We start from the raw sequence: 12,170 nt of genomic DNA, 5'->3' as shown, positions 1-12,170 counted from the left end.
CATATGCCTTCCTATGCGAATAAGAAGGGGATGACTGCTTTTTATCGTTATTTAATTAATCCTTTAGAAACAAGAAATTCGTGAGCTACATCATCTTCACGGTAACCTTGATCCACTTTAGCATTCATCATTTGCATATCTTGTTCAGTGATTTTGCCTTGTAATGCTTCTAAAGCGCCTTTGATTGCTGGATATTTCTGTAGTGTCTCGGAACGAACAGCTACACCTGCATCATAAGGTGGGAAAAAGTTCTTGTCGTCTTTAAGAACAAATAGATTATTGATTTTGATCTGACCATCGGTAGAGTAGACACTAACAACATCAGTATCATGTTGAGCAATCAAGCGGTACTTGATGCCTTGATCCATACCTCTAACATCTTTGAAGATCATATTGTATTTTTTCTTCAATCCAGGATACGTATCTGCACGATCAGTAAATTCAAATTCAGAAGCTAATTCGAGATTAGGCGATACTTTCGCTAGATCGCTAAACGTTTTTAAGTTATATTTTTGCGCTGTTTCTTGATTAACAGCTAGAGAATACGTATTACTAAATCCAAACGGAGCAATAAATTGCAAATCGTCTTTTTTCATCAAACGTTTGGCGCTTGCTAATGTTCCTTTGGAATCTGTCGTCTCTTGCTGATAATAATTGGCAACAATCGTTCCTGTATATTCAGGGTACAATTGAATATTGTTATTTTGAAGAGCTGTCCAGGCAACACTTGATCCGCCTAGATTCACTTTACGGTTTACTTTAATACCGGTACGGTTTTCAATCATATCTGCCATTAGATAAGCCAGTACAATATTTTCGGTAAAGTTTTTGGAACCGATAGTGATTTCTCCACCGGTCGTTCCTTCAGTAGCTGCCGAGTTGCTACAGGCTGTCGTTAGCAGAGCAGTTGTCGTCAATATACAGATCAATAACATGCTCAGGCGTTTATTTAGCTTCATTACTATTCCTCCTGCGTTCAGATTCCTTATCTCAATCCTCGTGGCGTTGTCCAACGTTCTACCAATCCCAGCAAGTAATCAAATACCAATGCAAGGATTGCCGCAGGAATAGCACCTAACAGAATAAGGGCATCGATATTACGAGTAATACCAAGGAAGATAAAGTCTCCTAAACCACCTGCACCTATAAACGCAGCTAACGTCGCTGTACCTACGTTAATAACGGTAGCTGTACGGATTCCCGCCATAATCACAGACAATGCAAGCGGAAGCTGAACACGGAAAAGGATTTGACGACTGGTTAAGCCCATGCCTCTGGCTGCTTCAATAATCGCTGGATCTACGTCTTTGATTCCTGTAAATGTGTTACGAATAACAGGAAGTAGAGAATACAAGAATAATGCGGCTACTGCTGTAATCGTACCAATCCCGAAGATTGGAATCATAAAGCCGAGTAGAGCCAGACCGGGAATGGTCTGTAAAATACTAGCTACGCCAATAATCGGTGTACGCAGACCTTTGATACGTGCGACAAGAATACCTGCGGGTACACCTACAACAATAGCGATTAACATCGAGATTAATACTAATTTAATATGAACGCCGGTCGCTCCAAGTAGCTCAGGACCACGAAGATTGAACTGACGGATAAATTGCTCCCACAACGATATGTTTTCCATTATACTTCGCCTCCAGCCCAGTGATTAGCAAACATCGTCAGCAAAGTACCACGAGTCACTATACCTACCAATTTTCCTTGTTCATCTACGACAGGTAGAATGCCGTTTTTTGCTTCTACTACATTTAATAGCGCATCTTGCGCTGTATCTGTTGGTTTTAATATATGAAGTACTGGCTTAATAATTTCGCCAATTGTCGCTACAGTATCGATGTTAGCAAGCACATCGTATGCAGATACGACTCCAAGTAAGATCCCTTGTGCATCAGTAATCAATAATGTATCTGTTTTGCGTTGACGCATGAAAGTAATTGCTTTGGCAGGTGTACGATCTGGAAGAGAAGTCGATGGATCTTTACGCATAAGATCCGTAACCGGAATATACTCTGGATTCTGGTACAATCTGTTTTTGCCAATAAATTCTTCTACAAAACCATGGGATGGTTCACGCAACAACATATCAGGAGTATCAAGCTGTAACAATTCGCCATCTTTCATAACAGCAATGCGATCGCCTAATTTCAAAGCTTCATCCATATCATGAGTAACAAAAACGATTGTTTTTTTCAAATCACGTTGCAGACGTAGTAATTCATCTTGCAATTGTTCTCGTGTAATCGGATCAAGTGCTCCAAAAGGCTCGTCCATCAGTACAATATCAGGGTCAGCTGCAAGCGCGCGGGCTACGCCAACACGTTGTTGCTGTCCACCGGATAATTCTTTTGGATAGCGTTTCGCAAATAATTCAGGGTCAAGTCCAACCAGATTAAGCATTTCGATTACGCGAGCTTTTTTCTTCTGTTCATCCCAGCCTTTAAGTTCAGGCATTAGCGCGATATTTTGCTCAATCGTATAGTGAGGGAACAATCCAGCCTGTTGAATAACATAGCCCATTGTACGACGCAATTTCACTGCATCTTGCTTTTTGATATCTTTCCCATTTACAGACAAAGTGCCTCCTGTATGAGAAACCAGACGGTTGATCATTTTCATCGTTGTTGTTTTACCACATCCACTCGGACCGATAAAGACTAGAAACTCACCATCACGGATTTCAAAATTAAGTGATTTTACAGCTTGAAAACCATCGGGATACGTTTTGCTTACATTTTCAAATTTAATCATAAATTGTACTCCTTTATCTTATTTCTTTTTTTGTTTACGTTACCTTATAGCTGCTTGGATGTAAGCTATAACTATCGTATGTACAACCATTGACATTCGAATAATGATTCTGATCGAAAAAGGGGTGGGTTGATCATTAGTATGCTATTTCATATCAAAATGAACATAGTATAGTGTCACACGAAGGATACATCTTGCGAACAGTTCATCATACATATAACAATTAACTGAGCTCCATGTATTTAGACCTAATTTATTAATTTGAAACAATATATAAAGTCATAAATTTATGAAAGTAGTCGAAAAATGTCTAAAAGAAGTAAGAAAAGTCTTTTGATTATTAAATGGATAACGCTTACAATTTAAGAGTAGTAAATAGAATAAATTATTGAGGAAGGATGTTGAATATGGAACGAGTTTCTTTTGTTTTACATATTGATCCGCAAGATCAAGCACAATATATTGAGCGTCATCAAGCCGTCTATCCAGAGCTACTGCAAGCGTTTGGTGAGGTAGGGATTCATACGTATAGTATTTTTCTACATGAAGGTACTTTATTTGCTTATATGGAAGTGGACAATTATCAAGAAGCTATGGATCAACTGGCAGTACATCCTGCCAATCAGCGCTGGCAACAATTTATGGCTGATATGTTAATTCCTAATCAGCAAGGAACGACATCTGAAGTGATTCCTGAAGTATTTCATTACCATTCTTAACCTACATTTCTATTCATAGACGATAGACAATAGTTGAAAGAACGCCTTCAGCCTGTCATGATTAGTGTTGGAGGTGTTCTTATATGAAATATGTTCATTTTAGTTATCAACAACAGCCGCAGATTGGGATTGCATTGGATGATGTAATCGTACCTATGTCTGCACTACAACGTTTTGCTTCTTCCTCACTATCCCTTCCTGTTATCATTGACGATCTCTGGCCTCAACCTGAACTACATACTCAGATTCAACATATTCTAGAACAACACACCACAGAACTTATGAATCAAGCGCTAGCGGAACAAGATATTGAATGGCTTCCTATTGTACCGAATCCCGGGAAAGTAATCTGTATTGGTCTAAATTATCGTCGTCATGCAGAGGAAACGAATGCACCTATTCCGCAAACACCTGTAGTATTTAGCAAATTCTCTGATGTAGTCGCAGGTCATCTGCAATCAGTGCCTTTGCCACAATCCAGTACACAAGTCGATTATGAAGCTGAATTATGTATCGTAATCGGTAAGCAAGCAAGTGGGGTAAGTACAGAAGATGCCCTCGATTATGTCTTTGGGTATTGTGCGGCTAATGATGTATCTGCTCGCGATCTACAGATGCTCACCAGTCAATGGTTACTTGGTAAAACCTGTCCTCGTTTTGCACCGATTGGCCCTTATCTTGTAACCGCAGATGAAGTAGGCGATCCTAACCAGTTACAGATCAGTGCTTATTTGAATGGAGAGCAAGTTCAACATTCCAATACATCCGATATGATCTTCGATTGTCGTTATATTATTCATTATCTATCTCAACATATGGTACTTCATCCTGGTGATATTATTTTGACGGGTACACCAGAAGGAGTGATTTTGGGACAGCCGGAACAGGATAGAGTCTGGTTAACGTCAGGTGATCAGGTCACAATTGAGATTGAAAAGCTAGGCAGGTTGAGCAATACATTTGTATCTGCTGAACAGCATTAAAAGATATTTTGTAAGGCACAGGAGGGATCGCTATGATCCAAGAAAATACCAAACTGAGAACACTAGGAATGTTTCTCAAATCACGCCGTTATCAATTACAACCAGAACAAGCAGGATTCAGTCATTCTTACGGTCAACGTAGAACCCCCGGGCTACGCCGGGAAGAAGTCGCAGTGCTTGCCGGTGTCAGTGCTACTTATTATACGTGGTTAGAGCAGGGAAGAGATGTGACAGCTTCAAGGGATGTGATTGAGAATATAGCCAGAGCGCTACAATTAACTCCTGATGAAAGAATACATTTGCTTCAGCTCTGGAATCCGAATGAACCTGAGACTATCTCTGATGTAACAAAAGCTTTGAGTCCGGAGTGGCAATTGATTATTAATCAACTTCATTCTCCAGCGATTATTACTAATCATATGTCAGAGTTTGTTTTTTGGAATCCGGCGGCAAATACACTATTTTCGAATCTAGATGAGATGTCACCCGAAGAACGCTTTTTTATGCGAATGGTGTTTTTGAATAAAGATTTTCGGAGTCGTATTGGAAATTGGGAAGAATATGCTATCAATTGCGTAGCTGTATATCGTGGTTATTATGATCGGCATCCTGAAAGTCTTTTTTTTAGAGAATTTGTACAGCGTCTTTGTCTGGATAGCCCTGAATTTGAATCGATCTGGAATCTCCATCGTGTTCAAATTCAAAAAGCATGTCTGTTACACATTTACATGCCTGATGCTCAGAAATCTATTGCTTTTGATTCCAATTCGGTCTCTACACTGGATAACAATCCAAATTATCATATGTGCGTCTATTCGCCAGTATCGTAACAGTTCGTCTATCCGTATAGTAACGGTATAGCTGATCTCTATCTATTTTCCAAACCAACACGTAGCTTACATGTTGCCTGTTAGTTTTTTTACTAGTATAAGCGTACTCTGGTTGTGTATATCAATAGAGGATAGGATATAGAAGGTAACCAATCTATGTTATGAATTGAATAGGAGGAAATATATATGCGCTATAATCAATTAGGTCCTAGCGGGCTATTTGTATCTGAATTATGTTTTGGCACAATGACGTTCGGAGGAGGAGCAAATTTTGATGTAGTTGGTAAAGTGCAGCAAGAAGAAGCAGATACTTTACTAGCACGTGCTTTGGAAGCAGGAATTAACTTTATCGATACCGCAGATATTTACTCAGAAGGCAATTCAGAAAGAATCACCGGACAAGCGTTACGCAACTTGGGCGTCAAACGAGAAGAAGTGGTGATTGCAACTAAAGTTTTCGGAGTGATGGGGTCTTCTCCTAATCAGAAAGGTTCTTCTCGCAATCATATTATGGATGGTGTCAAAAACAGTCTGGAACGTCTACAAATGGATCATATTGATCTGTATCAACTTCATGGATTCGATCCTGCAACTTCTATCGAAGAATCGTTACAAGCATTAACTGATCTTGTACGACAAGGATTAGTTCGATATATTGGTGTATCCAACTGGGCAGCATGGCAGATCGCTCAATCTATCGGTATTTCGAATCAACATCGACTTGAAAAGTTCGTCTCTACGCAAGCATATTACACCCTTGCCGGTCGTGAGTTAGAACGCGAGATTATCCCGATGCTACATAGTCATAATGATATGGGATTGCTTGTATGGAGTCCACTTGCAGGAGGTTTGTTAAGCGGTAAATTTACACGCGATCAACAAAATTCTGAAGGCAGTCGACGAAATGAGTTTGATTTCCCGCCTGTAGATAAAGATCGTGCGTACGATATTATTGATACTTTGATCGAGATGGCTAAGCAAAAAGAAGCATCGGTAGCTCAGCTTGCTCTAGCCTGGTTACTACATCAGCGTGCAGTGACCAGCGTTATCATAGGTACTAAGAAAATGCATCAATTAGAAGATAATCTAGGTGCAGTCGATATTGTATTTTCTGAAGAAGAATTGCAGACACTCGATAAGATCAGCCAGATTCCTAGTGAATACCCGGGTTGGATGATGGATATGGTGAGTCAGGTAAGAACAGAACAATTGCAACAGGTACGTCACCCTCGTTCGTGATATACATTACACTGAAAAAAGGAATCCCAAGGTAATATACTTGTGGGTTCCTTTTTTTGTATGCGATATGTTTTGTCTCGGATACTACGATGACAAGTAAGCAGAAAACCGTTATGATAAAAGGAGCGGACATAAATAGAGATGAGGTCTATGAATGAAGGTAAGGGAATGGATAAATCACGATGGAATCCGGCGAATTATTGTGCTTGCGATTCTGATTCTGGTGATTTTTGCAATGCAAAGTATGATGAATATTATTTTACTTACATTATTGCTGACGATATTAATCGGTAGTATGTATGATGGACTAATGAAGTTATTTCAAAAGTTCATTCCTAATGTCTCACGTTTTTTTGTATTACCATTGGTTTATCTGATTTTGCTTGCTGTGATTGGCTGGGGCGTGTATCGAATGGTGCCTACAGTGATTATGCAGGTGACTCAGCTATATCAGATGATTATCGAAGCCTATCGCCATCCTCACGAGAGTGAATGGAACCCGTACATTATTAACTTTTTGAATACATTAAATGTACAGCGTTTTATAGAGCCAGGCTTTAATGTGATTTTAAAAATTAGTAAATTAGGTTCTCAATTACTTATAGCATTATTGCTTAGCTTATTCTTCTTATTAGATCGTACGCATATTACACGTTTTACAGCTTCTTTCCAAGAAAGTAAGCTGGGTTGGTTTTTTAAAGAAGTAGGATATTTCGGTAAAATGTTTTTAGATACATTTGGCAAAGTCATTGAAGCTCAATTATTGATTTCATTGATCAATTGTATTATTACGATTATAGCGCTCTGGTTTATGGGTTTCCCGAACTTGTTAGGGTTAGCACTAATTATCTTTATGTTAGGCTTAATACCGGTTGCAGGGGTGTTTATCTCGCTTGTGCCGTTGGGATTGATTGCATTTAGTATTGGTGGAGTCAAATATATTGTCTATCTGCTGATTCTGGTGGTTGTGATTCATGCGATTGAAGCATACTTCCTTAATCCGAAATTGATGTCCAGCAAAACCAATTTACCTGTTTTTTATACGTTTGTTATTCTTATTTTTTCCGAGCATTTTATTGGCCCGTGGGGATTGATTATCGGTATTCCGTTATTTGTATTTTTCCTCGACTTGATCGGAGTGACGCGTAAGAAGAGAGGCACAGAATAAGCGATTTGTTCTTATAAATGATCGGATCGTTGCAGTATATTTAAAACGTTTATGCTGAATATAACAGCCATAAGCGTTTTTTATTTTTACAAAAATTTTACATATAGGATTAGCTTTTCATTATAGAGCATGATATCCTTATAAACATATCGATCTACTTAGGTATACAACTATTCATATTTGGAGGGATTTTATATGAGCGTCAATTCACCAAAAACATCAGAACTATTTACACCTTTTCATACAACTAACTTAGAATTGTCCAATCGGATCGTTATGGCTCCGATGACACGTAATTTTTCACCTAATGGTGTACCTGGAGCAGATGTAGCAACTTATTATCGACGTCGTGCTGAAAATGAAGTTGCTTTGATTATTACCGAAGGTACAGCGATCAATCATCCTGCGGCAGTCTCTTCTCCTGATATTCCTGTTTTTCATGGTGAGGAAGCGTTAAATGGTTGGGCAGAAGTCGTCAAACAAGTTCATGAAGTCGGTGGCAAAATCATGCCGCAAATCTGGCATGTAGGTATGGCACGTCCGGTCGGCTCACTACCGAATGTAGAAGCTCAACCGATTGGCCCATCCGGTCTTGATATCAACGGTGAGAAAGTAAATGAACCGTTAACAAAAGATGAGATTCAAGAAGTGATTCAAGCGTATGCTCAAGCGGCAGCTGATGCCAAAAGAGTAGGATTTGATGGTATAGAGCTTCATGGAGCACATGGTTACTTAATCGATCAGTTCTTCTGGTCACAAACGAATCAACGTACCGATGAATATGGTGGCGATCTAGTAGCACGCACACGCTTTGGTGTAGAAGTGGTCAAAGCATGCCGCGCTGCTGTAGGGCCAGATTATCCAATCGTGTTCCGTTTCTCACAATGGAAAATGAATCATTATGATGCTCGCCTTGTTGAGACAGCAGAAGAGTTAGCTCAATTTTTACAACCGTTATCTGAAGCTGGCGTTGATATTTTCCACTGTTCGACTCGTCGCTTCTGGGAGCCTGAATTTGAAGGTTCTGACCTAAATCTTGCAGGCTGGACGAAAAAAATCACAGGTAAACCAACAATTACTGTTGGCTCTGTTGGACTAAATCAAGTCTTTTTGAGTAATAAAACAGAAGATGTATCTGAAAGTATTCGTCTGGAAGAATTAGATCAAAAATTAAATGCAGGTGAATTTGATCTTGTCGCTGTTGGTCGGGCATTGATTGGCGATGCAGCATGGGCTACCAAATTACATGAGCAACGTACCGATGATATCAAAACATTTGATCAAGAAGACTTAAAGTCTTTGAAATAAATAACGTTATTGAAAAAGAGCAACCTTGTTACTAAGGTTGTTCTTTTTTTTATATAATATGCAAATACCACATCAAATAAGTCCTCTTTTAGTATCCATAAGTCATTTTTATAATATGAATGTAAACTTAACTACCTTACTATGTAAAATCAAACTAAAATATTACCCATTTATTTTGCTTTTTTTACAAAATAGCTTACTTTTGAATATATTTCCATGATAATATGAGTGAGATATCTATTCTTTCAGTACATAGGAGGCAAAACATGGTAACACGTAGTGGAATGAAATCAAGATGGGTAAAGTATGCGTTGATGGTGGCAATTGCTTTACCTATGCAAACAGGATGGCTAGGCGGATTAACAGCTGTTCATGCAGAAGGCCCAACTGATCCCGCTCCATTTATCGCGGCTAAAGTGGTTAACGACAATGCTGGTAAAAAAGTATTGTTCGATAATAGCCATGCTCAGACAGCAGGGGCGGCTGATTGGGTAATTGATGGAGGTTTTTCTGATTTTGCAAACGCATTAGCTAATGATGGTTACTATGTGAAAGAACTTCGTAAAAGTACACCAATCACTTATAGTGACTTGAGCGATTATGATGTATTTGTTATTGCAGAGCCTAATATTCCGTTCAAAACAACAGAACAAGCAGCAATGAAACAATATGTTGAAAGCGGTGGCAGTATTTTCTTTGTAGGCGATCATTACAATGCAGATCGTAACAAAAACCGTTGGGACGGATCAGAAGCTATTAACGGTTATCGTCGTGGTGCGTGGGAAGATCCAACAAAAGGCATGAACACAGAAGAAAAAAATTCTGCGGCGATGCAAGGTGTAGTGAGTTCAGATTGGTTATCTGATAACTTCGGGATTCGCTTCCGTTACAATGCACTAGGAGATATCAATGCCAATCAGATCGTAGCTCCGAATCAAGCATTTGGTATCACAGAAGGTGTAAGTAGTGTAGCGATGCACGCTGGCTCGACACTTGCAATCACTGATCCTGCCAAAGCAAAAGGAATTGTATATTTGCCAGAAACGAATGCGTCTTGGGGAAATGCAGTGGATCAAGGGGTATACAACGGTGGCGGTATTGCTGAAGGCCCTTATGTAGCAGTTTCCAAATTAGGAGCAGGTAAAGCTGCATTTATCGGAGATTCTTCTCCTGTTGAAGATGCTTCGCCTAAATATCTACGTGAAGAAACAGGCACCAAAAAAACAACGTATGATGGATTTAAAGAAGTAGATGACGGCGTATTGCTTGTTAATACAATTAACTGGCTGTCAGACAAAGAAAACTATACGAACTTTAGTCAGGTAGATGGTCTACAATTGGATCAACCGACAGCATTGTTGCCAATTGAGACTCCACAGACGTCTACAGAGCCTCAAGCAGAACCGTGGGCAGCTCCAGCAGCAGGTTACAAATGGTGGGATTCTTCTACATTCAAACCAGGTTCATACGGTAGCGCCGTTTCGGTTACTACGCCAACGTATAGCTTAGTACACCAAGCTGAATTGCCAAATGCAGAACCTTTCCAAATTCGTATTGTAGCTGATAATTTAGCAGCGAACAGCACAGTGACCGGTTATAGCAGTGGTATTTACTTAACCGGTGGTACGCAGGTTGGTCAAGTACAGAATCCTGATGGTACATGGCCGACAGCATACGGCTACAGTTCGACGTATAGTCTAACAGCAGATAGCAAAGGTCATGCGTACAAAGATATTACAGTACGCGTCAAACCAGGTACAACAGGAACAGCAAGTCTGCGTCTACGACTAAATGGTAGCAACCTGATTACTACGCCGGTAACGATTGCCAATGTTCCTGCTGAGCCATTGCCTGAAGAAAATGGTGGAGAACAGCCTGCACCCGCACTAACAACGATTGCCAATGCTCGTACTCAAGCAGAAGGTAAATTGGTCACGATCGAAGGTGTAGTGACTACTGAACCGGGTGCTTTTGGTGGACAAGCTTTTTATTTACAAGATAAAACAGCAGGCATCTATGTATACCAGAATCAAGCTGGATTTCATCAAGGTGATGTGATCAAAGTAACAGCTCCACTAGCATTGTATAATACAGAGCTAGAGTTAACAGATCCGGTAACAATTGAGAAAACAGGAACAGCAGCATTGCCTGCGGCAACAACAGCAGTCGCTGTAGATACGTATAATCAAGGACAATTGGTACAATTAAAAAATGTACAGATCAGCAATATTGCTGCCGCTACACCTACAGGTTCTTTTGAATTTGATGTAACTGGCAATGTATATGGCGATCTACCTGTAACGACTCATGCTCGTGTAGATGCACGTACAGGATTAACTCAAGCTGATTTTGCTTATCAAAATGGACAATTTGTAGATATCACTGGAGTAGCAGCTATTTTCAAAGGTGTATTCCAATTGAAACCAAGAAGTGCAGCAGATATTACAGCAGTTACGAGCACACCTCCTACAGATCCTACCGATCCAACTGAACCGACAGAACCACCTGTTACTGATCCATTAGCTACAGATGTACCCGGAACACCTGTATTAACAGATAATAACGGACACGATACAGGGCTTAGAGATGGTAACTACACGATCACTATGAATATGTGGTGGGGCAATAATGGTTCTACGTACAAATTGTATGAAGGTGATCAAGTGATTAGCAGTGGTAAGCTTGCCGATCAATCACCAAATGCACAGATTGTACAAGCTGATATCAAAGGGAAAGCTAACGGTTCTTACACGTATACGTTAGAATTAACCAATTCATTCGGTACAACAAAAAGCCAGCCTCTAGTTGTAAAAGTAACGGATGCTTCTCCTGCTCAACCTGTGTTGTCCAATGACAACTGGGATGGAGACGGTAACTATCAAGTAAGCATGAATCTATGGTGGGGAACAAATGCGACAGAATACCGTTTATATGAGAATGGTACACTGATCGATACTCAATCATTAAAAGAAGGTACTCCACAAGCTCAACATGCGATCAGTGGAATCACTAATCGTCCAGCAGGTACGTATGAGTATGTGACTGAATTGGTTAATGCTTCGGGTACAACAAAAAGTAATACGATGACAGTACAAGTTACAAAATAATACGATTTGATCTATTTTTCGCACAAATAAATGAATACAAAAAAAGCCTTGAA

Annotated in this window: 10 protein-coding genes; 7 read left to right on the top strand and 3 right to left on the bottom strand. The window is 39.7% G+C overall.

Annotated elements, in window-relative coordinates:
* Positions 1–47: 47 nt before the first annotated feature.
* Genes QCD85_RS09000 through QCD85_RS08990 form a run of 3 tightly spaced genes read right to left on the bottom strand, consistent with a single transcriptional unit; the run spans position 48 to position 2,763 of the window.
* Complete coding sequence (locus tag QCD85_RS09000) at positions 48–959, bottom strand: glycine betaine ABC transporter substrate-binding protein (RefSeq protein ID WP_273612436.1); 912 nt, start codon at positions 957–959, stop codon at positions 48–50.
* 26 nt (positions 960–985) lie between these two features.
* Positions 986–1,639, bottom strand: a complete 654-nt coding sequence (locus tag QCD85_RS08995) for an ABC transporter permease (protein WP_273612435.1) — start codon at positions 1,637–1,639, stop codon at positions 986–988.
* Positions 1,639–2,763, bottom strand: a complete 1,125-nt coding sequence (locus QCD85_RS08990; protein WP_273612434.1) for an ABC transporter ATP-binding protein — start codon at positions 2,761–2,763, stop codon at positions 1,639–1,641. Before QCD85_RS08990 ends, QCD85_RS08995 begins: the two co-directional genes overlap by 1 nt.
* A gap of 407 nt (positions 2,764–3,170) precedes the next feature.
* On the opposite strand from QCD85_RS08990, the gene QCD85_RS08985 reads away from it, so the two are divergent.
* The 7 genes from QCD85_RS08985 (at position 3,171) to QCD85_RS08955 (ending at position 12,117) form a co-directional block, all read left to right on the top strand.
* Positions 3,171–3,482: an L-rhamnose mutarotase gene (locus tag QCD85_RS08985; protein ID WP_301262373.1), complete on the top strand. Its 312-nt coding sequence runs from the start codon at positions 3,171–3,173 to the stop codon at positions 3,480–3,482.
* An 83-nt stretch (positions 3,483–3,565) separates the two neighbouring features.
* The gene (locus tag QCD85_RS08980; protein WP_301262372.1) at positions 3,566–4,465 is read left to right on the top strand and encodes a fumarylacetoacetate hydrolase family protein; all 900 of its coding nucleotides are present in this window, start codon (positions 3,566–3,568) and stop codon (positions 4,463–4,465) included.
* 32 nt (positions 4,466–4,497) lie between these two features.
* Positions 4,498–5,295: a helix-turn-helix transcriptional regulator gene (locus QCD85_RS08975; RefSeq protein WP_301262371.1), complete on the top strand. Its 798-nt coding sequence runs from the start codon at positions 4,498–4,500 to the stop codon at positions 5,293–5,295.
* A gap of 186 nt (positions 5,296–5,481) precedes the next feature.
* Positions 5,482–6,534 (top strand): aldo/keto reductase, encoded by a 1,053-nt coding sequence (locus QCD85_RS08970; RefSeq protein WP_273612430.1) that lies wholly within the window; start codon positions 5,482–5,484, stop codon positions 6,532–6,534.
* A 154-nt stretch (positions 6,535–6,688) separates the two neighbouring features.
* Entirely contained in the window at positions 6,689–7,702 is a 1,014-nt protein-coding gene (locus tag QCD85_RS08965) for an AI-2E family transporter (protein ID WP_273612429.1), read from the top strand.
* A 195-nt stretch (positions 7,703–7,897) separates the two neighbouring features.
* On the top strand, positions 7,898–9,010 hold the full coding sequence (locus tag QCD85_RS08960) for an NADH:flavin oxidoreductase (protein ID WP_301262370.1): 1,113 nt from the start codon (positions 7,898–7,900) through the stop codon (positions 9,008–9,010).
* 266 nt (positions 9,011–9,276) lie between these two features.
* Complete coding sequence (locus tag QCD85_RS08955) at positions 9,277–12,117, top strand: chitinase N-terminal domain-containing protein (protein ID WP_441005611.1); 2,841 nt, start codon at positions 9,277–9,279, stop codon at positions 12,115–12,117.
* The last annotated feature ends 53 nt before the right edge of the window (positions 12,118–12,170 follow it).

This window comes from Paenibacillus sp. PsM32 (genome assembly GCF_030433815.1).
GTDB classification, from domain to species: Bacteria; Bacillota; Bacilli; order Paenibacillales; family Paenibacillaceae; genus Saccharibacillus; species Saccharibacillus kyungheensis.
This window is presented reverse-complemented; position numbering and strand designations above follow the sequence as displayed.

Coding starts and splice junctions, on each gene's coding strand:
- QCD85_RS09000 (WP_273612436.1), bottom strand. CDS start 959: ATGAAGCTAAATAAACGCCTGAGCATGTTATTGATCTGTATATTGACG.
- QCD85_RS08995 (WP_273612435.1), bottom strand. CDS start 1,639: ATGGAAAACATATCGTTGTGGGAGCAATTTATCCGTCAGTTCAATCTT.
- QCD85_RS08990 (WP_273612434.1), bottom strand. CDS start 2,763: ATGATTAAATTTGAAAATGTAAGCAAAACGTATCCCGATGGTTTTCAA.
- QCD85_RS08985 (WP_301262373.1), top strand. CDS start 3,171: ATGGAACGAGTTTCTTTTGTTTTACATATTGATCCGCAAGATCAAGCA.
- QCD85_RS08980 (WP_301262372.1), top strand. CDS start 3,566: ATGAAATATGTTCATTTTAGTTATCAACAACAGCCGCAGATTGGGATT.
- QCD85_RS08975 (WP_301262371.1), top strand. CDS start 4,498: ATGATCCAAGAAAATACCAAACTGAGAACACTAGGAATGTTTCTCAAA.
- QCD85_RS08970 (WP_273612430.1), top strand. CDS start 5,482: ATGCGCTATAATCAATTAGGTCCTAGCGGGCTATTTGTATCTGAATTA.
- QCD85_RS08965 (WP_273612429.1), top strand. CDS start 6,689: ATGAAGGTAAGGGAATGGATAAATCACGATGGAATCCGGCGAATTATT.
- QCD85_RS08960 (WP_301262370.1), top strand. CDS start 7,898: ATGAGCGTCAATTCACCAAAAACATCAGAACTATTTACACCTTTTCAT.
- QCD85_RS08955 (WP_441005611.1), top strand. CDS start 9,277: ATGGTAACACGTAGTGGAATGAAATCAAGATGGGTAAAGTATGCGTTG.